Origin of the sequence: Microbacterium sp. PF5 (assembly GCF_004794315.1) — a bacterium.
GTDB lineage: Bacteria > Actinomycetota > Actinomycetes > Actinomycetales > Microbacteriaceae > Microbacterium > Microbacterium sufflavum.
In genome coordinates, this window is the sequence record NZ_SSDQ01000129.1 from 39,906 (window position 1) to 59,559 (window position 19,654).

General features: G+C 70.1%; 19 protein-coding genes and 1 tRNA gene. 8 read left to right on the forward strand and 12 right to left on the reverse strand.

The genetic code is table 11. The features are described 5' to 3' along the window. Positions 1–87: 87 nt before the first annotated feature. The 3 genes from DW297_RS11255 to DW297_RS11265 are packed head-to-tail and all read left to right on the forward strand — an operon-like array spanning position 88 to position 3,339. Entirely contained in the window at positions 88–525 is a 438-nt protein-coding gene (locus DW297_RS11255) for a helix-turn-helix transcriptional regulator (protein WP_136032445.1), read from the forward strand. A gap of 5 nt (positions 526–530) precedes the next feature. Beyond that, complete coding sequence (locus DW297_RS11260) at positions 531–941, forward strand: VOC family protein (protein ID WP_136032376.1); 411 nt, start codon at positions 531–533, stop codon at positions 939–941. A 37-nt stretch (positions 942–978) separates the two neighbouring features. Continuing rightward, positions 979–3,339, forward strand: coding sequence for an ATP-binding cassette domain-containing protein (locus DW297_RS11265; protein WP_136032378.1), 2,361 nt, complete (start codon positions 979–981; stop codon positions 3,337–3,339). Here DW297_RS11265 and DW297_RS11270 read toward each other — a convergent pair whose 3' ends face one another. The 3 genes from DW297_RS11270 to DW297_RS11280 all read right to left on the reverse strand — a co-directional run bounded on the left by DW297_RS11270 (position 3,340) and on the right by DW297_RS11280 (position 4,707). Then, the gene (locus DW297_RS11270; RefSeq protein ID WP_136032381.1) at positions 3,340–3,663 is read right to left on the reverse strand and encodes a hypothetical protein; all 324 of its coding nucleotides are present in this window, start codon (positions 3,661–3,663) and stop codon (positions 3,340–3,342) included. It lies immediately after the preceding gene. A 216-nt stretch (positions 3,664–3,879) separates the two neighbouring features. After that, positions 3,880–4,308 carry a pyridoxamine 5'-phosphate oxidase family protein gene (locus tag DW297_RS11275; RefSeq protein WP_136032383.1) on the reverse strand — a complete coding sequence of 143 codons (429 nt, stop codon included), beginning with the start codon at positions 4,306–4,308 and terminating at the stop codon, positions 3,880–3,882. 30 nt (positions 4,309–4,338) lie between these two features. Further along, complete coding sequence (locus tag DW297_RS11280; protein ID WP_136032385.1) at positions 4,339–4,707, reverse strand: VOC family protein; 369 nt, start codon at positions 4,705–4,707, stop codon at positions 4,339–4,341. Positions 4,708–4,780: 73 nt separating this feature from the next. Between DW297_RS11280 and DW297_RS11285 the strand changes: the two genes are divergently transcribed. Together DW297_RS11285 and DW297_RS11290 are read left to right on the forward strand one after the other, a co-directional pair. After that, positions 4,781–6,118 (forward strand): MFS transporter, encoded by a 1,338-nt coding sequence (locus DW297_RS11285; RefSeq protein ID WP_136032387.1) that lies wholly within the window; start codon positions 4,781–4,783, stop codon positions 6,116–6,118. A 4-nt stretch (positions 6,119–6,122) separates the two neighbouring features. Beyond that, positions 6,123–7,301: a DUF4232 domain-containing protein gene (locus DW297_RS11290; RefSeq protein WP_136032390.1), complete on the forward strand. Its 1,179-nt coding sequence runs from the start codon at positions 6,123–6,125 to the stop codon at positions 7,299–7,301. Positions 7,302–7,319: 18 nt separating this feature from the next. Here the strand turns inward: DW297_RS11290 and DW297_RS11295 are convergent, their stop codons facing one another. The 7 genes from DW297_RS11295 to polA are packed head-to-tail and all read right to left on the reverse strand — an operon-like array spanning position 7,320 to position 16,551. Continuing rightward, positions 7,320–8,132, reverse strand: a complete 813-nt coding sequence (locus tag DW297_RS11295; protein WP_136032392.1) for an arginase family protein — start codon at positions 8,130–8,132, stop codon at positions 7,320–7,322. A gap of 41 nt (positions 8,133–8,173) precedes the next feature. After that, entirely contained in the window at positions 8,174–8,920 is a 747-nt protein-coding gene (locus DW297_RS11300; RefSeq protein ID WP_136032394.1) for a formylglycine-generating enzyme family protein, read from the reverse strand. Next, entirely contained in the window at positions 8,917–9,663 is a 747-nt protein-coding gene (locus tag DW297_RS11305; RefSeq protein ID WP_136032447.1) for an SGNH/GDSL hydrolase family protein, read from the reverse strand. Before DW297_RS11305 ends, DW297_RS11300 begins: the two co-directional genes overlap by 4 nt. Positions 9,664–9,706: 43 nt before the next feature. Then, positions 9,707–11,059, reverse strand: coding sequence for an MFS transporter (locus DW297_RS11310; protein WP_136032396.1), 1,353 nt, complete (start codon positions 11,057–11,059; stop codon positions 9,707–9,709). 50 nt (positions 11,060–11,109) lie between these two features. Further along, complete coding sequence (locus DW297_RS11315) at positions 11,110–12,144, reverse strand: LLM class flavin-dependent oxidoreductase (protein ID WP_136032398.1); 1,035 nt, start codon at positions 12,142–12,144, stop codon at positions 11,110–11,112. A 59-nt stretch (positions 12,145–12,203) separates the two neighbouring features. After that, on the reverse strand, positions 12,204–13,880 hold the full coding sequence (locus tag DW297_RS11320; RefSeq protein ID WP_136032400.1) for a DUF885 domain-containing protein: 1,677 nt from the start codon (positions 13,878–13,880) through the stop codon (positions 12,204–12,206). 37 nt (positions 13,881–13,917) lie between these two features. Next, positions 13,918–16,551, reverse strand: a complete 2,634-nt coding sequence (gene polA, locus DW297_RS11325; protein ID WP_205828278.1) for a DNA polymerase I — start codon at positions 16,549–16,551, stop codon at positions 13,918–13,920. A 45-nt stretch (positions 16,552–16,596) separates the two neighbouring features. Between polA and DW297_RS11330 the strand changes: the two genes are divergently transcribed. Beyond that, positions 16,597–17,025, forward strand: coding sequence for a hotdog fold thioesterase (locus DW297_RS11330; RefSeq protein WP_136032402.1), 429 nt, complete (start codon positions 16,597–16,599; stop codon positions 17,023–17,025). On the opposite strand, the gene DW297_RS11335 is transcribed toward DW297_RS11330, so the two are convergent. Both DW297_RS11335 and DW297_RS11340 read right to left on the reverse strand, forming a co-directional pair. Next, positions 17,000–17,563 carry a GNAT family N-acetyltransferase gene (locus tag DW297_RS11335; RefSeq protein WP_136032404.1) on the reverse strand — a complete coding sequence of 188 codons (564 nt, stop codon included), beginning with the start codon at positions 17,561–17,563 and terminating at the stop codon, positions 17,000–17,002. The two genes, DW297_RS11330 and DW297_RS11335, sit on opposite strands and share 26 nt — an antisense overlap. Before the next feature lie 8 nt (positions 17,564–17,571). Next, positions 17,572–18,198: an ANTAR domain-containing response regulator gene (locus tag DW297_RS11340; protein WP_206253382.1), complete on the reverse strand. Its 627-nt coding sequence runs from the start codon at positions 18,196–18,198 to the stop codon at positions 17,572–17,574. A gap of 92 nt (positions 18,199–18,290) precedes the next feature. On the opposite strand from DW297_RS11340, the gene DW297_RS11345 reads away from it, so the two are divergent. Both DW297_RS11345 and DW297_RS11350 read left to right on the forward strand, forming a co-directional pair. Continuing rightward, positions 18,291–18,373: transfer RNA gene (locus DW297_RS11345), tRNA-Leu, on the forward strand. 22 nt (positions 18,374–18,395) lie between these two features. Beyond that, positions 18,396–19,652, forward strand: coding sequence for an alpha/beta fold hydrolase (locus tag DW297_RS11350; RefSeq protein ID WP_136032407.1), 1,257 nt, complete (start codon positions 18,396–18,398; stop codon positions 19,650–19,652). The last annotated feature ends 2 nt before the right edge of the window (positions 19,653–19,654 follow it).

Genomic DNA, 19,654 nt, shown 5'->3' on the forward strand with positions numbered 1-19,654 from the left:
CGGCAGGCGTTCGCGGGGGAGGACCGCCGGAACGCGTCGCACTCCGACACCACGCGACACCCCACGTCATGGCAGGATCGTCTCGTGATGGCGGTGGATGATGCCCGGCTGCGTGAGCTCGTCCTGATGCGCAAGGTGCGGGACCGGATCGATCGCGAATACGCCAGACCGCTCGATGTCGAGGCGTTGGCCCGCGGCGTGCACATGTCGGCGGGGCACCTGAGTCGTCGGTTCCGTGAGACATACGGCGAGTCGCCGTACGCGTACCTCATGACGCGCCGGATCGAACGTGCGATGGCGCTGCTGCGTCGCGGAGATCTCAGCGTGACCGAGGTCTGCTTCGCGGTGGGCTGCTCATCGCTCGGAACGTTCAGCACGCGGTTCTCGGAGCTGGTCGGTGTCCCACCCAGCGTGTACCGTGAACGCGCCGCCACCGTCGAAGGGATCCCGTCGTTCCAGGCGAAGCAGGTCATCCGACCGATCAGGAATCGAGAAGCGCCGCGTCCCGACGCGGACCTAACGTGAGCATCATGAACATCAGCATCCACTACGCGTTCCTCCCGCACACCGACGCCGAGGCGGCGCTCGGGTTCTACCGCGACGCCCTCGGCTTCGAGGTGCGCAACGATGTCGGCTACGACGGGCTGCGTTGGCTGACCGTCGGCCCGACGGACCAACCGGAGACCTCCCTCGTGCTGCATCCGCCGGCGACGGACCCGGGCATCACCGACACCGAGCGGCAGACCATCCTCGAGCTGATCGCGAAAGGAAGCTACGGCGCGCTCACCCTCGCGAGCGATGACCTCGACGCCGTGTTCGAGCGTCTCGTGGAGGCGGGGGCCGATGTCGTGCAGGAGCCGATGGATCAGCCGTACGGCGTGCGCGACTGCGCGTTCCGCGACCCGGCGGGCAACCTCCTCCGTATCAACCAGGCCGGCTGACGCCACCGGCGACGCCGCCCCGAACAGAAGGACACCGATGACCGCTGCACCGCACCCCGCGGACACCCACGACCTGATCCGCGTGCAGGGTGCGCGCGAGAACAACCTGAAGGACGTCAGCGCCGACATCCCGAAGCGACGCCTCACGGTGTTCACCGGTGTGTCCGGCTCGGGCAAGAGCTCGCTGGTCTTCGACACGATCGCCGCGGAGTCCCGCCGCATGATCGACGAGACGTACAGCGCGTTCGTGCAGGGATTCATGCCGTCGGTGCCGCGCCCCGACGTCGACGTCCTGGAGGGTCTGACCACCGCGATCATCGTGGACCAGGAGCGGCTGGGCGCCAACCCGCGCTCGACCGTCGGGACCGTGACCGACGCGAACGCCATGTTGCGCATCCTGTTCAGCAAGCTCGGGCAGCCGTACATCGGCGGACCGACCGCGTTCTCGTTCAACATCCCGACGCAGAAGGCCAGCGGCGTCATGACCGGGCCGGGCGGCGAGAAGAAGATCGTGAAGGACGCGATCTACCTTGGCGGCATGTGCCCGCGCTGCGAGGGCAGGGGAGCGGTGTCGGACCTCGACCTGTCGCAGATCGTCGACGAGTCCCGGTCGCTCGACGAGGGCGCCATCATGGTGCCCGGGTACACGGCAGACGGCTGGATGGTGAAAGGCTTCTCGCAGTCGGGCTTCTACCCCGCGGACAAGCCCATCGCGGAGTTCACCGAGAAGCAGCGGCACCTCTTCCTCTACGGCGAGGTCACCAAGGTGAAGATCTCGGGCATCAACATGACCTACGAGGGCCTGATCCCCAAGATCACGAAGTCGATGCTCTCCAAAGACCTCGACGCGCTGCAGCCGCACGTCCGTGCGTTCGTGGAGCGCGTCGCCACGTTCGCGGTATGCCCGGAGTGCGACGGGACCCGCCTCACCGAGGGCGCGCGGTCGTCGAAGATCGAGGGGATCAGCATCGCCGACGCGTGCCGCATGCAGGTGACCGATCTCGCCGCCTGGGTGCGGCGCCTGGCGCTTCCCGGTGCTGCGCCTCTGCTGGAGGCCCTCAGCGCGAACCTCGACGCGTTCGTCACGCTGGGCCTCGGCTACCTCAGCCTGGAACGCCCGTCCGGCACGCTGTCGGGGGGTGAGGCGCAGCGCATCAAGATGCTGAGGCACCTCGGGTCCGCGCTCACCGACGTCACGTACGTGTTCGACGAGCCGACGATCGGCCTGCATCCGCACGACATCCAGCGCATGAACAGGCTGCTGCTGCAACTCCGGGACAAGGGGAACACGGTCCTGGTCGTGGAGCACAAGCCCGAGACGATCGCGATCGCCGATCACGTGGTCGACCTCGGTCCAGGAGCGGGGAGCGCGGGCGGCGAGATCTGCTTCGAAGGCACGGTCGACGGATTGAAGGCCAGCGGCACCCGCACGGGAGAGCACCTGGACGACCGCGCGAAGCTCAAGCCCGCCGTGCGCACGGGCGCCGGGCGGATCGAAGTCCGCGGCGCCTCGACCAACAATCTGCAGAACGTCGATGTCGACATCCCGACGGGCGTGCTGACGGTCGTCACGGGTGTGGCCGGATCCGGCAAGAGCTCCCTCATCCACGGCTCGGTGTCCGGTCGCGAGGGCGTCGTTGCGATCGATCAGTCCGCGATCAAGGGGTCGCGACGCAGCAACCCCGCAACCTACACCGGTCTGCTGGAGCCCATCCGCAAGGCCTTCGCGAAAGCCAACGGCGTGAAGCCCGCTCTGTTCAGCGCGAACTCCGAGGGCGCGTGCCCCGCGTGCAAGGGCGCCGGCGTCATCATCACGGAGCTCGGGTTCATGGACACGATCGAGACACCGTGCGAGGACTGCGGCGGTAAGCGCTTCCAGGCGGCGGTGCTCGAGTACACCCTCGGCGGCAAGGACATCACCGAGGTGCTCGATCTGCCGGTCGCGGAGGCCCGGGCCTTCTTCAGTGAGGGCGAGGCGAAGCTTCCCGCGGCCGCCGCGATCCTGAGCCGCCTCGAAGACGTCGGTCTGGGCTACCTGTCGCTGGGCCAGCCCCTGTCGACGCTGTCGGGCGGAGAACGTCAGCGCATCAAGCTGGCGATCCAGATGGGGGAGAACGGCGACATCTACGTGCTCGACGAGCCCACGACGGGGCTGCACCTCGCGGACGTCGACACGCTCCTGGGGCTGCTCGACCGGCTCGTGGACGCGGGCAAGACCGTGATCGTCATCGAGCACCATCAGGCGGTCATGGCGCACGCCGACTGGATCGTCGATGTCGGACCCGGCGCCGGGCACGACGGCGGCCAAATCGTGTTCGAAGGGACGCCCGCAGATTTGGTATCCCAAAAATCGACGCTCACGGGGGAGCACCTGGCGGAGTACGTGAGCGGACGCTGATCACGCAGACGTGATCGCCACGGGATACAGCGTCGTGCGTGCGACGACGCGGTCCCGCTCGGCGGAGCGTTCACGTCGACGCGGATCGGCGAGAGAGGCGTCCAGCGCCGCACCGTTCGGGAATCGATACAACTGGACCTCGTCGGGCGCGTCGTCACCGGATGTGGAGATCGCACGCTGCAGGAGAACGCCGCCGTGGTCTGGAAGGAACGCCAGCACCACGTCTTCATAGCGGCTCAGTTCCACGGCCAGCCCGGGACGCGCCCAGAGCAGGCAACACAACTCGATCGGGCGTTCGTGTGCAGCGCTCCTGGGTTCGATCATGACAGCGTGTGGGCGACGTCGCTCGGCCGCGGTGCCCCTCGTGGCTTAACCGATAATGCACATTATGTCAGATCAGACGAGAAGCGGGTGGGGCCGTCGACCCTGCCGCCTCTCCCTGCCGCCCTTCCCCGCCACCGCTGCACGAGCGCCCAGGCGGTGCGTCTCGCAGTACCGTCGGTCGACCGGTAGGGATTCGCGCTGTCTTGACGCGGCCGCTCAGCTCCAGAGGGCTTCGACGACCACGGGTACGGCATCGGAGACGTCATAGGAACGAACCCACCGCGGTCGCACGATGACGAGCGCGAATCCAGGATCGGTCACGCGCGATCCCGGAGCGTGCCGCACGAACACCGGCTCCAGCTCCTTCGCCCGCGCGGCCGAAGCCACCTCGGCGCTCCCCTCGAGCTGCAGGGTCACCGCCCCCTCTGTGCCCACCACGAGCGCCACCGCCCCGTTGCCCACGAGGTTCGCGACCTTGCGCGACTCGGAGCGGCTCGTGAACAGGATCGTCCCGTCGTCGAGAGCCACCACACCGACGAGCGCGGCCTCCGGCTCGCCGCCCGCTGACACGGTCGCCGCGACGCCGCGCCCGTGCTCACGGATGAACATGACCACCGAAACTCTGTCGTGGGGATCGATGGCCATGCTCACGAGACTAACGCCGTCGCCCCGGACTCACGCGGCCGACCAGACTCCCAGCTCGTTGCCCGACGGGTCCGCGAAGTGCAGTCGCCGTCCGCCCGGGAAGTCGTACGGCTCCTGCAGGATGCGCCCGCCGGCGGGTTCGATCGCGTCGCGCGTGGTATCGAGGTCGTCGGAGTAGAGCAGCACGAGGGGGCCTCCGACGGGCCGCGGCTCCTCGGCGAGGAGCAGTCCCCCGACCTCGCTGCCGTCTCCCCTGCCCGAAGCGATCCCGGCGTACGTGGGGCCGTAGTCGACGAACTCCCACCCGAACGCCGACGCATAGAACTGCTTCGCTGCGGCGAGGTCGGTGACGACGAGCTCGACATAGTCGATGGTGTGGTGCTGCGAGGTTCCTGTCATGCGGCGCACGCTACCGGCGGGCACCGACATCGCGCTCGTCCGGCGCGTCGGCGGGCAGGAGTAGCGTGGAACGGTGCCGCCCCTCTCCCCCGCATCCGCCTCTCCGGGGTGGCGCGCGTGGACCATCTGGTCGGTCGGTGTCGCCGCCTACGTGCTCGCGATCACCAACCGCACCTCGCTGGGGGCCGTGGGTGTCGAGGCGGCGGATCGCTTCCAGGCCGACGCATCCACCCTCGCGCTGTTCGCCGTCGTCCAGCTGGCGGTCTACGGCGGGATGCAGATCCCGATCGGCGTGCTCCTCGACCGCTACGGGTCGCGGCCCATCATCACGATCGGGATGCTGCTCATGGCGGCCGGTCAGCTCACCATGGCGCTGTCCCCCAGCGTCGGCATCGCCATCGTCGCGCGTGTGCTCCTGGGCGCGGGCGACGCCGCGGTATTCCCCGCCGTGCTGCGCCTCGTGGCGACCTGGTTCCCCGCGCAACGCGGACCGCTCATGGTGCAGTTCACCGGGATCATCGGTCAGGCGGGGCAGCTCATCGCCCTGGTACCCGTCGCTGCACTGTTGCACGCGACCAGCTGGAGCATCACGTTCGGCAGCATCGCCGGGCTCGGACTGCTGTTCACGGTGCTGGTCTGGCTCGTCATCCGCAACCATCCGCCGGAGCGGGGCGCGGACGTGACGGTGAACACGGACACCGGCGTCGTCCGCGTCGTCACGTCCGCCATCGACACCGGCGTCGGAATCCGGGCAGCGTGGGCGCACCCGGGAACCCGCCTCGCGTTCTGGTCCCACTTCACCACCCCGTTCGCCGGCACGGCCTTCGTCCTCCTCTGGGGCATGCCGTTCCTCACCGTCGGCGAAGGGCTTCGGCCCGCGGCTGCCGCTGGGATCATCTCGATCTACGTGGTCGCCGGAATGGTCCTGGGGCCGGTGATCGGCGATCTCTCGCGGCGCCTTCCGAACCACCGTTCCCTCGCCCTCGTGCTCCCGGCTGTCGGGGTGCAGGCGGCGGCATGGATCGCGGTGATCGCCCTCCCCGGGCCGGCTCCGGCGTGGCTGCTCACCGTGCTCGCCGTCGCCCTGGCCACCGGGGGCCCGGCATCGATGATCGCGTTCGACCACGCCCGCACCCACAACCCGAGCCACCGGCTGAGCACCGCCACCGGCGTCACCAACGCGGGGGGCTTCATCGCCGCACTCCTCGCGATCTTCCTGATCGGGCTGCTCCTCGACGTGCAGGGCGCAGGCACGCCCGAGACTTACTCCCTCGAGGCATTCCGGCTGGCGTTCCTCGCGCCCCTCCCCCTCTGGGCGCTGGGTGTGACCTTCATCCTGATCGAACGCAAGCGCACACGCATCCGCATGGGCCTGGATCCCGAGCGACGCCCGCGCTCGCCCCTAGGATGAGCGCATGGCCTCCGCTCCCCCCTCGGCTCCTTCCCGTCTCGACGAGTCGGACCGGCGGCGGATCGCTCGCCTCCCCCGTGGCGTCACGGCCGGTCTGATCCTCGCCGCGCTGTGGCTGCTCGCCGGAGGTGCCGCGAGGCTCTGGGGCTCCGACATCGTGGTCACCCGACTCCTCAGCTTCTTCGGCGTCGGTCCCGTCCAGGCCAACACCTGGGGCCTCCCGGCGGCATGGACGCCTGTCATGCTCGTGCTCGTGGCGGCGGTGCTGGCATCGGTCACCTGGTTCGTGTCCGACCGCGTCGCTCCATCCGGCCGCGGCATCTGGGCTCTGTGGTTCGCCGCCGTCATCGCGGGGGCCGTGCTCGGGCTCGGGCTGGACGCGATCCGGGCGATCTCGTACCTGCAGGACTTCGGCCTGCGCGGACTCACCGTGGCCGTCGTGGAAAGCGCCCCCGTGACGACGTACTGGGCGGTGATGAGCGGCTGGATCCCGGCCGTCCTCCTCGGCCGTCGTGACGGGCAGGCGGCTCCGCCGGTTCGAGCGCGCACCGCGCTGATCAGTGCGCTCGTCAGCGTCGCGCTGTTCGTCGTCGGCGGCGGGCTCGCCGACGACGCGCGACAGCAGGACATAATCCGTGAGAACGCCGCCCAGCAGGCGACGACGGACGAGACCGGCGCGCTCATCGATCCGACCGCCGTCGGCGATCCCGTCGCCGAGACCGCTCCGGGCGCCGGTGCACCGACCCTCCAGACCGACGCCTGCACCGGCGACCGCGCCACGCTGCTCCTCGGTGCAGCGGACGGAGCCACAGGACACCGGGCCCAGGCGATCCACCTGGTCAACGTGAGCGAGCAGCCGTGCGTGATCGAGGGCTATCCGGACATCGCCTTCGCCGACCAGAACGGACACGCGCTCGACGTCGAGGTGGTTCCGGGATCGTCGTTCCTCGCCACAGACGACGGGAGCGCCACGATCACCGTTCCCCCGCAGGGACAGGCGACCGCGGTGCTCGGCTGGGACGCCAACGCGACCGCGGGGGCGCTCGTGGCACGGCAGCTCTACGCAGCTCGCCTTCCGGGGCTGGAGCGCGGTTCGTGGCCGGTCGAGCTCGACATCGTCGCGGGATCCACCGTCGAGGTCACGGCGTGGAAGCTCGACACGTCCGCCGGGGCAGCCCCGTAGCCGGTACGCTCCCTGTCTTCAGCGCAGCAGGTGCTGGACGGTCTCGAGGACGAGCTCCACGCTGACGCGTTCCGGGACCTCGGCGTCGCCCGCTTCGAACTCCGCCAGCTCGACACCGCGGACGCTCTCGGCCGGGAGCGAGGCGAACAGCGCGGCGATCTGGTGCGGGAGCAGCCCGTCGCCCACGCGGTACGCGGCGGGAATGTACCCGGGCTCGAGCACGTCCCAGTCCACGTGGATCCACACGGGTCGTCCGGCGACCAGCTCCCGGAGTCGCTCCGGGGTGCTCTCCCCCGGGCTGAGCACCGTGACGCCGTGGGCCGCCAGCAGCTCGGCCTCCGCGGGGTCGATGTCGCGCCCGCCCACCACGACCACCTGGCGCGGATCCACCCCCGCACCGTGACCGCTGTCCCAGAGCCCGCAGGCGGCCGCGAGCACCATGCCGCCGAGGTAGCCCGATCCGGTCGTGTCCGGTGTGTTGAAGTCGCCGTGCGCGTCGATCCACAGCACGACCGCATCGGGGTGATGCTCCGCGACGGCCGGGAGGGTGCCGAGGCTCGCGGCGCAGGTGTTCGTCACGAGCAGCGGGGTCGCGCCCGAGGAGATCGCTGTGTCGACGGCGTGACGCAGGCCCGTGAGCGTCGTCGCCGCGGCCGGCAGCGCCTCGCTCCAGTCGTCCTGGCGGGAAGCGTCGGGAGTGCCCACCACCTGCGCGTCAGTGCCGAGGAGCGCGGACAGGGCGTCGGCCACGAGCCGGGCGCCCACCAGGGCCCCGTCGGTGCGGTCGGCCACACGGCCCTGGGACAGGATGAGCGAGAACGGGGAGGACATCCCCCCAGTCTCCCATCCTCGCCCGGCACGGCCGCGACGACTCAGCGGCGGCGGGGCGTCCAGCCGCCCGGCAGCGGTCCGTCGACGCTGGCGCGCGCGCGGTCGCCGGCGGCCGACCACCCCTGGGCCTCTCCCTCGCGGTCGAAGCCGCCGCGAGCGACGCGGAAGCCCACGTCGTCATGGTGCATCCGGGGCGCTCCCCCGCGGCGGACGGACGCACGCACGCTCCACGCCTCGTCGGCGAACCCGCCCCCGCGGAAGACGCGATAGTCGTCGTACCGCGCGGGGTCGAGCAGGTCCCAGCACCACTCCCACACGTTGCCGAGCGTGTCGAACAGCCCGTGGAGGTTGGGCAGCTTCCCGCCGACGTCCTGCGGCGCGGAGACGTGATCAGCCGCTGTCCACGCCGCATCGGCGAGTGGTGCATAGTGCGGGCCCGCGGAGCCGGCACGGCACGCGAACTCCCACTCCGCCTCGGTCGGCAACCGGTACCCGTCCGCCGTCGTGTCCCAGGTCACGTCCTCGCCGTCGAAGCGGTACACGGGGTCGAAGCCCTCCCACTCCGACGCCGCATTGCAGAAGTGCACGGCTCGCAGCCAGCTCACGTCGGCGGCCGGGCGGCGGGGATGTCGCACGGCGACGCCCAGCACCTCGGCCAGTTGCTCCTCCGTCACCGGGAAGACGCCGAGCAGGAACGGCTCCAGGGTTACCTGCCGCGTCGAACGCGTCCGTGCATCGTGCAGTGTGACCTCTCCGGCGGGAAGGCGCGTCAGCTGGATGTCGCTCACGCGGGCGTGCACTCGATCCAGGTCGGGTACTTCGCCGTGCGACCGTCACCCGAGGAGGTGCGGGTGACCCGGCGGCGCACCCAGGGACCCACGAACTCGCGATAGTACGCGAGACCCGACGGGCCGAGACCCGGGCGGTCGAGCGGCGCCCACCAGGCCTCCGGGGGTTCGAAGCCCAGTGCGTGGAGCACCCGCGCAGCCACCCGGTGATGTCCGGCGGCGTTCATGTGCAGGCGGTCCGCCGACCAGTACGGCGGCTTCGAGAGCTCGCGGTCCGGCCAGTTCAGGGCGCGGATCACATCAGGGCGATCCTCGATGCGGCGCAGCACGGCCTCCGACAGCAGGTCGCCCCGGCGTTGCACGAGCGACCCCATGGGCAGCTGGCCGCTCGGGTTCGCTCCGGAGAGCAGGATCATGGTGACGCCCTCCTCGTCGCAGCGCCGGAGCACGCGGCTGAACGCGTCGGCGATGTGCTCGGGATCGGCCCGCGGACGGAGCATGTCGTTGCCGCCCCCGTTGAACGACAGATGGGTGGGGCGCAGCGCCAGCGCGGGCTCGAGCTGCTGCTCCACGATCGGCCAGGCGAGCTTGCCGCGGATCGCGAGGTTGGCGTACTGGATCGGGTGACCGGCGGCGTCGGCCCACCCCTGTGCCGCGATGTCCGCCCATCCGCGCTCGCGCCCGTCGGGCAGCACATCCCCCACGCCCTCCGTGAAGGAGTCGCCTATCGCCACGAATCGCACATCGGTCACGGACCCAGCCTATTGCCGTGCCCGGACAGCGGCGTCAGCGGTCGTCGAGGGCTGCACCGCTTCGATCCACGAGCCCCCACGACGCCCCCGCCGCGAGGAGGAAACAGGCGGCGAAGACGACGAAGAGCACCGGCGCACCACCCGCGAGGAGCAGCACCGGGGCCGCGATCGGTGCCACGACCGAGGCGATGCGGCCGATGCCCGCGGCCCATCCGGCGCCCGTCCCCCGCAGCGAGGTCGGATAGATCTCCGGTGTCACCGCGTACAGTGCCCCCCAGGCGCCGAGGTTGAAGAACGAGAGCGCCATACCGGTCGCGATGATCGCGGCCTCGGTGCTCGCGGTGCCGAAGAGCACGGCGGAGACGGCCGAGCCGAGGAGGAACACCGACAGCGTGACGCGGCGCCCCCACACCTCGATCAGCCACGCGGCCACCGCGTACCCCGGCAGTTGCGCGAGCGTGATGATGAGCGTGAAGCCGAACGACCGCACGAGGTCGAAACCCGCGTCGACGAGGATGCTCGGAATCCAGATGAACGCTCCGTAGTACGCGAAGTTCACGGACAGCCACACCAGCCACAGACAGAGCGTGCGCACGCGGAACTCCCGGTTCCACAGCGTCGCGAGCCTCGCCCCGGCCGTGGCGGCGATCGCCCGCGAGGCCGGCTCCTTGCGGATCGCGGGGGCCGCCGTCATCCCCGCCTCGGCCTCGAAGGCGGACACGATCCGGTCGGCCTCCGCGATCCTGCCGCGCGAGGCGAGCCAGCGCGGCGACTCCGGAAGGCCCCACCGCACGATGAGCGCGTAGACGGCGGGGATCGCACCCACCGCGAACGCCCAGCGCCACCCGGACTCCGACGCCGGGATCACGAGGAAGCCGATCAGCGCGGAGGCGGTCCAGCCCACGGCCCAGAACGCTTCGAGGATAACGATCAGGCGTCCCCTGATGCGTGCCGGGGCGAACTCGCTGACGTACGTCGAGGCCACCGGAAGCTCGGCGCCCAGTCCGAGGCCGACGAAGAAGCGCAGCACCAGCAGGGCCGCCACTCCCCCGACGAGGGCGCTCGCTCCGGTGGCGACGCCGTACACGAGGAGCGTCAGGGCGAACACCTGACGACGGCCGAACCGGTCGGCGAGCAGTCCCCCGAGCGTCGCCCCCACAGCCATGCCGACGAAGCCGATCGATGCGATGAGCCCCGCTTCGCCCTTCGACAGGTCCCACTGCTGCGTGAGCGCCGCGATGATGAACGAGATGAGACCGACGTCCATCGCGTCCAGCGCCCACCCCACCCCGGAGCCGGAGAGCACTCGCAGGTGCCGGCGCGTGAACGGAAGGACATCGAGGCGCTGGGCGAGCGAGGTGCGGCTCGGCAGGGCGGTGTTGGCCATGCCACTCATCGTAGAGGCGGGCGGGCGCGGTGCCCGCCCGCCCGCCGTCGTCAGTCGCGGTCGGCCAGCAAGCGCCGCACGCGCGGAATCACCTCGGTGCCGTACAGCTCGATGCTGCGCATCATCGCCTCGTGCGACAGGGTGCCGGTGGCGTACTTGAGGTCGAAGCGGCCGAGGCCGAGGGTCGTCACCGTGTCGGCGATCTTCGTCGCCACGCGATCGGGCGAACCGGCATAGAGCGCGCCCTCCGGCCCCACGTCGTTCTGGAAGCGCGCACGGCTGTACGGCGGCCATCCACGCTCGCGTCCGATGGTGTTGTTCATCGCCTCGAAGCCCGAGTACGCGGCGTCCCAGGCCTCGGCGTCCGTGTCGGCGATGTGTCCCGGCGAGTGCACCGCGACGGGGTGCGACGTCGTGCCGAACGAGGCGACGGAGCGGTGGTACAGGTCGACGAAGGGCCGGAACCGCGCGGCCGGTCCGCCGATGATCGCGAGCATCAATCCCAGACCATGGCGTGCCACGCGCACGACCGACTCCGGACTGCCGCCGACGCCGACCCACGTCCGCAGACCCTTGTCGGTCTTCGGGAAGACGTCGGCGTTCTCCAGCGATGCCCGCATGGTGCCCGACCAGGTCACCGGCTTCTCCTCCAGGAGGTGCACGAACAGGTCGAGCTTCTCCTCGAACAGCGTGTCGTAGTCGCGCAGGTCGTAGCCGAAGAGCGGGAACGACTCGATGAAGGAGCCGCGACCGAGCACGACCTCGGCGCGACCGTTGGACAGCGCGTCGAGCGTGGCGAACCTCTCGAACACCCGGACGGGATCATCGGAGGACAGCACGGTCACGGCGGTGCCGAGACGGATGCTCTTCGTCCGGCCCGCGATCGCCGCGAGCACCATCTCCGGAGACGACACCGCGAACTCGCGACGGTGGTGCTCCCCCACGCCGAAGAAGTCGACGCCGACCGCATCGGCCAGTTCTGCCTGAGCGACGACGTTGCGGATCGTCTGCGCCGCCGTGAGCAGCTCGCCGTCCTGATCCCGCGTGATGTCCCCGAAGGTGTCCAGCCCGAATTCGATGTCCATGTCATGCCTCTCTATTCAGCTGAATGAACAGCGGACGCCGAAGGGGCATTCCCGTGGTCTCAGCGCGGAAGCAGAGCGCTGCGCAGCGTGTCGAGACCGACGCCGCCCAGGTCGAGTGCGCGCTTATGGAAGTCCTTGAAGGAGAACGCGTCGCCCTCCGCCTGCTCGACCGCATCCCGCACCTGCTCCCAGATGCGCTGACCGACCTTGTAGGACGGTGCCTGCCCCGGCCAACCGAGGTAGCGGTTCACCTCGAACTGAACGAACTGGTCCGACATGTTCACGTTGCGGCGCAGGAAGTCGAGTGCATAATCCGCGTCCCAGACACCTTCGCCGTCGAGGCGGGGCTTGCCGAGGTGCACTCCGATGTCGAGCACCACCCGAGCGGCGCGCATGCGCTGTCCGTCGAGCATGCCGAGGCGGTCGGCGGGGTCGTCCAGATACCCGAGCTGCTCCATCAGGCGCTCGGCGTACAGCGCCCAGCCCTCCGCATGACCGGACGTTCCCGCCAGCAGCCGGCGCCAAGAGTTCAGCTCGGCGCGGTTGTACACGGCCTGGGCGATCTGCAGGTGGTGACCGGGAACACCCTCGTGGTACACCGTCGTGAGCTCACGCCAGGTGTCGAACTCGGTCACGCCCTCGGGAACCGACCACCACATGCGACCGGGGCGGGAGAAGTCGTCCGTGGGAGCGGTGTAGTAGATCCCGCCCTCCTGCGTCGGGGCGATCATGCACTCGAGCGTGCGGATCGCCTCCGGGATGTCGAAGTGCGAGGCGCCGAGCTCCGCGACCGCGCGGTCGCTCGTCTCCTGCATCCACGCCTGCAGTGCCTCCGTGCCCACGAGCTTGCGTGCGGGATCGCCCTCGAGGTGAGCGACAGCCTCCTCGACCGATGCTCCCGGGAGGATCTCGTTCGCGATCGCCGTCTGCTCGGCGACCATCCGCGCGAGTTCCTCGCGGCCCCACTCGTACGTCTCGTCGAGGTCGATCGTCGCCCCGAGGAACCGACGCGAGTTGAGGGCGTAGAGCTCTCGTCCGACCGCATCCTGCTCCCCCGCCTCGGGGGCGAGCTCCTCGGCGAGGAAGCGGCGCAGTTCGCCGTAGGCCACGCGCGCGGCGGCGGAGTTGTCGGCGAGCGTGCGCGCGAGCGACGCGGGCAGCTGCCCCTCGTCCGGGTCGGCGTGCGCGACGAAGGCCGCGAAGAACCCGTCATCGGCGATGTAGCGGTCGATCTGCGTCGCGACCTCTGCGACCTGGCGCCGTGCGGGCGTGACCCCCTCGGCGATCCCCGTGCGCAGCGTCTCGACGTACCCGCGCAGGGCACCAGGGACCGCCGCGAGACGGGTCGAGATGACCTCCCAGTCGTCGACCGTCGACGTCGGCATCAGGTCGAACACGGCGCGGACGTCCTGCGCCGCGGAGGCGATCACGTTGAGGTCGCGCAGATGCCACTTCGCGTCGTGCAGTTCGAGGTCCAGGCGCAGCTCGGCGCTCAGGTCGGTCTTCGTGACTTCGTCGATCGCGTCGACGGGCTCGAGCGCGGACAGCTTGTCGAGCGTCGCCCTGGTCGCCGCGGCGACCTCTTCGTGGCCTTCCGGGCTCAGGTCGCCGAATCGATCGTTGACCTCCGAGCGACCGATGTAGGTGCCCAGGGTCGGGGCGAGCACGGCGATGGTGTCGACCCAGTCATCGGCGACCTTGTCGATGGCGGAGGGGGTGCGGGGTGCGGAAGTCATGGTTTCCAGCCTAATCCCCGACCCCTCGCCAGTGAGGTCAGTGCGCGGCCTCGTTCCAGTCGCGACCGCGACCGACCTGCACGTCGAGAGGGACGGAGAGCTGCGCGGCATCGCCCATGCGGGTGCGGACGATCTGCTCGACCCGATCCCACTCCCCCGACGCGACCTCCACCACGAGCTCGTCGTGGATCTGGAGGAGCACCCGGGACGAGAGCTCCGCGGCCTGCAGGTCGTCGTGGATGTGGAACAGCGCGATCTTCATGATGTCCGCCGCACTGCCCTGGATCGGGGCGTTGAGCGCGGCACGCTCGGCGTTCTCGCGCAGCACCCGGTTCGGGCTCGCGAGGTCGGGGAACGGGCGGCGCCGACCGAAGATCGTCTCGGTGTAGCCGTCTTCCTTCGCCTTCATGACCGACGCGCGCAGGTAGTCGCGCACCGCGCCGAAGCGGGCGAAGTACTCGATCATGAGCTGCTTGGCCTCGGCCTGCTCGATGCGCAGCTGCTTCGACAGACCGAACGCCGACAGCCCGTAGACCAGACCGTACGACATGGCCTTGACCTTGGTGCGCATCGCCGGGGTGACATCGCCCGGCTCGACGCCGAACACCCGCGCACCCACGAACCGGTGCAGGTCTTCGCCGCTGTTGAACGCCTCGATGAGCCCCTCGTCGCCCGACAGGTGCGCCATGATGCGCATCTCGATCTGCGAGTAGTCCGCGGTCAGCAGCGTCTCGTACCCCTCGCCCACCTCGAACGCACTGCGGATCCGACGTGACTCCTCGGTGCGCACCGGGATGTTCTGCAGATTGGGGTCGGTGCTCGACAGCCGGCCGGTCTGGCTCCCCGTCTGCACGTACGTGGTGTGCACCCGATGGTCCGGTCCGATCGCCCCGTCCAGCGACTCGATGATCTGCCGCAGCTTGGTCGCCTCGCGGTGCTGCAGCAGCAGGCTCAGGAACGGGTGCGGGTGGGACTCCTGCAGATCGGCCAGCACCGCGGCGTCGGTCGAATAGCCCGTCTTGGTCTTGCGCGTCTTCGGCAGTTGCAGGTCTTCGAACAGCACCTCCTGCAGCTGCTTGGGCGAGCCGAGGTTGAACTCGCGCCCGACCACCGAGAACGCCTCCTGCGCGAGCACATCCGCTCGTGCCGCCAGCTCGCTCGAGAACGTGGACAGCACCTCGTGTGAGACGGCGACCCCCGCGAGCTCCATGTCGGCGAGGGTGAGCAGGGTCGGCAGCTCGATGTCGGTGAGCACGGCGGCGACCGGCTCCGGCAGGTCGCCGCGCAGCGCCTCGGCCACGCGCAGGACGAACCAGGCCTCCTGCGACGGTGTCGCCCCTTCGGTCTCGGGAACCAGCTGCGAGGGGTCGGCCTCGGGCAGCTTCTCTCCGAGGTAACGCTGCACCAGGTCGGACAGCGTCTTGTCGGGGAAGCTCGGGCGCAGGAGCCAGCCCGCGAGACTCGTGTCGTACGCCAGTCCGCCGAGCCGGATGCCGTGGCGCCGCAGCGCCTTCACCTGCGGCTTCGCGTCGTGCAGCACCTTCGGGGCAGAGGACTCGAGCCAGTCGCGAAGAGCCGCGGCCGCGTCGTCGGACCAGTCGAGCTCGCGCAGCTCCGTCTCGGTGGCGGCCCCCAGGCGCACGGGAGCCCCCGCCGCGATCGTCACGCGCAGTGCCACATCGCTCTCCTGCGCGGCAGCCCACGAGGCGAGCTCGGCGCCGCTCACCTGCGCGGGAACGGGCATCTCGACCACGGCCGCCGGGTCGTCGGCCACCTCGCCCGCGCCCACCGCCTCGAACACCCGCGGCAGCAGGGTGCGGAACTCCAGGCGGGCGAAGATGTCGCGCACGGCCTGGGCGTCGATGGGCGTGACCGCGAGGTCTCCCGGGGCCACCGGCAGCTCGACGTCGGTCAGGAGGCGGTTCAGCTTGCGGTTGCGACGCACGTCGTCGATGTGGTCGCGCAGGTTGCCGCCCACGACGCCCTTGATCTCGTCGGCGCGATCGAGCAGCTCGTCGAGAGAGCCGAACTGGGTGAGCCACTTGACCGCAGTCTTCTCCCCCACCTTCGGGACGCCGGGCAGGTTGTCACTGGTCTCGCCCACGAGCGCCGCGATGTCGGGGTACTGTTCCGGGCGGACGCCGTAGCGCTCCTGCACGGTCGTGGGGTCGTAGCGCTTGAGCTGGGACACGCCCTGCACGGACGGGTACAGCAGGGTGATGTCGTCGGTGACCAGCTGGATGGTGTCGCGGTCGCCCGACACCACGAGCACGTCGTAGCCCTGCGCGGCGCCCTGGGTCGACAGCGTGGCGAGGATGTCGTCGGCCTCGATGCCCTCCTGCGTCAGGACCGGGATGGACATGGCCGCGAGGCAGTCCTGCAGCAGCGGGATCTGGCCCTTGAACTCGGAGGGGGTCTCGGAGCGGGTGGCCTTGTACTCGGGGTACTCGTCGGTGCGGAACGAGTGCCGTGACGTGTCGAAGGCGATGGCGAGATGCGTCGGCTGCTCGGCCTTGATGAGGTTCACCAGCATCGACAGGAAGCCGTAGATGGCGTTCGTGTGCTGGTTGTCCTTGGTCGTGAAGTTGTCGACCGGGAGGGCGAAGAAAGCGCGGTAGGCGAGCGAATGGCCGTCGACGACCATGAGGGTAGGCTTTGCGGAGTCCGTCACCCTGTCAGCCTAACGAGGAGCACGGACACCCGCAGAGGAGGATGCATGGGCGAGGTCGCGACCAGCGAAGGGCTCGAGTGGGCAGCCGCCCGCGGCATGGGCGCACTGGCCGAGAAGATGGGCATGGAGTTCGTGGAGTTCGGCATCGACCGGTGCGTCGCGACCATGCCGGTCGCCGGCAACACCCAGCCCGTCGGCCTGATGCACGGCGGCGCGTATGTCGTGCTCGGCGAGTCCCTCGGCTCGATGGCGGCGAACCTCCACGCCGGAGAGGGGCGCCTCGCGGTCGGCGTCGACATCAACGCGACCCACACCCGCTCCGCGACCTCCGGGACCGTCACGGGGGTGTGCACGCCGGTGCACCTCGGGCGCAGCATCACGGTGCACGAGATCGTCGTCACGGATGATCAGGGCCGACGCTGCTCGACGATCCGCATCACCAACATGATCAAGGACGTTCCCGCGGGGCGCTGAGAGGCTCCTCCAGCAGAAGCTGGAACAGCAGGTGATCCTGCCACTCCCCCGCGATGCGCAGGTACTTCGGCGCGAGGCCGATGCGCTCGAAACCGCATCCCGCCAGCACGCGCTGCGAAGCCAGGTTGTGGAGCAGCGTGGCAGCCTGCAGCCGATGCAGGTGGAGCTCCGTCCTCGCGTGCTCCGCGACGAGGGTCACCGCACGCCCGGCCAGCCCGCGCCGCAGCCGTGAGGCGTCGATCCAGTAGCCGAGGTCCGCGCTCCAGAACGCGCCGCGGACGATCGAGTTCAGGTTGACGCGGCCGCGGATCGAACCATCATCCCCGACCACGACGAACCGCAGGCTCCGTCCCGCCTCGGCTTCCGCCAGGCACTGCGCGACGTGCCGCTCCTGCCACTCGTCGGTGAAGAAGGCGGCGTCGCGCTCGGGCTCCCACGGAGCCAGGTGTGCACGATTCGCGCGGTAGGCCGCGGCGATGCCGGGGCCGTCGCCCGCACGCACGGGCCGCAGCAGGTGCTCGGCGTCGAGGCGGAGCACCGGACCGGCTACTTCTTCGGGGCGAGCTGCTCGATGATGGCCTTCGCGACGTCCTGCATCGTGAGGCGGCGATCCATCGAGGCCTTCTGGATCCAGCGGAACGCCTCGGGCTCGCTCAGGCCCATCTTCTCGTTCAGCAGTCCCTTGGCGCGGTCGACCAGCTTGCGGGTCTCGAAGCGCTCGACCATGTCGGCGACCTCGGCCTCGAGCGTGATGATCTGCTCGTGACGCGCGAGCGCGATCTCGATGGCCGGCAGCAGGTCGTTCGGGGTGAACGGCTTGACGACGTACGCCAGGGCGCCCGCCTCGCTCGCCCGCTCCACAAGCTCCTTCTGGCTGAAGGCCGTCAGCAGCACGACCGGGGCGATGTTGCCCTTGTGCAGCTTCTCGGCCGCGCTGATGCCGTCGAGCTGGGGCATCTTGACGTCCATGATGACCAGGTCGGGGCGCAACTCGGTCGCGAGGGCGACGGCCGTCTCCCCGTCACCGGCTTCGCCGACGACATCGAAGCCGTTGTCGCGAAGGATCTCGACGATGTCGAGACGGATCAGCGACTCGTCTTCGGCGACGACGACGCGTCGGGGTGCGGATGCCGTGGGCTGCTCAGCCTGTTCTTGCTCGGTCACGGACTCCATCCTACTGGAGAGGGCGCGGCGCTCGGCCGAAGCTCTCATCGGCGCCGGGTGATCGGCTGGCCCTGCGCTACAGTCGAAGACGCGACACACGGGCCGGCGTGGCGGAATGGCAGACGCGGAGCACTCAAAATGCTTTGTCCGAAAGGGCGTGTGGGTTCGAGTCCCACCGCCGGCACACGGTGCGCTATACATGCTCTATGCACAGCGGGGACGCACCGGCAGCTCATGCCCGGAGGTCGCATCGCACCGCGCGGGCCACTCTCGTCGTCCTGGCGGTCGCGCTCGTCATCCTGCTCCTGATCGCCGCAGAGGTGTTCAGGCGCACGAGCGCGGAGGAGGCGGAGCGCGGGAGCGATCCGGCCTTCGTCACCGCCCCGACCCCGCTGCCCTCCGGAGCCCCGGGCTCGCTCATCCGCTCCGAGGAGATCGACAGTGCTCCCGTCGGCACGAGAGCGTGGCGCGTGCTGTACCACTCCCGCGACCTGGCCGGTTCGGACATCGCCGTGTCCGGCCTGGTCGTCGTGCCCGAGGGGCCGGCGCCGGAGAACGGACGCACGGTCGTCTCCTGGGCGCACCCGACCACGGGAGCGGCGACGGCGTGCGCCCCGTCGCTCGCGCTCGATCCGTTCGAGCTCATCGCCGGGATGCACGAGCTGCTCGCCGAGGGATACGCCGTCGTGGCCACCGACTATCCGGGACTCGGGGTGGAGGGCGAGTCGTCCTATCTGCTGGGCGTCCCGGAGGCGAACAGCGTGCTGGACATCGTGCGTGCGGCCGGCCGCCTCGACGGGGCGGGGACGAGCGCTCGCGTCGTGCTGTGGGGGCACTCCCAGGGCGGTCAGGCGGCGCTCTTCGCCGCCGAGCGAGCCGAGACGTACGCGCCCGAGCTCTCGGTGCGCGGGGTGGCGGTGGCGGCGCCGGCGGCCGATCTCAACGCCCTGATGACCGACGACATCGTCGACGTCTCCGGGATCACCATCGCCTCGTTCGCCATCGCCGCCTACCGGGATGCCTACGCCGAACGGTTCGGCGAGGAGGCCATCCTGTCGATCCTGACCCCGGAGGGCGCGGCTGCGACTCCCGACATGGCCGCGCTCTGCCTGCTGACCCACACCGAGGAGATCCACGCGATCGCCGAGCCCCTGGTCGGCTCCTACGTCACCGCCGATCCCGCCACGACCGAGCCCTGGCGGACGATGCTCGCCGAGAACAGCGCGGGCGACCAGCCCATCACGGTCCCCGTGCTCGTCGGCCAGGGCGAGGCGGACGAGCTCGTGCGTCCCGCCGCGACCGACGGGTACGTCGCCCGCCTCTGCGCGGCGGGGACGGATGTCGCCTACCACCGGTTCCCGGCGGTCGACCACGGCTATGCGGCGTACGCGACCCTGCCCGAGCTCCTCCTGTGGCTCCCGACGCTGGACTCGCCACGGGAGCCCCGCGATACCTGCGGGTGAGC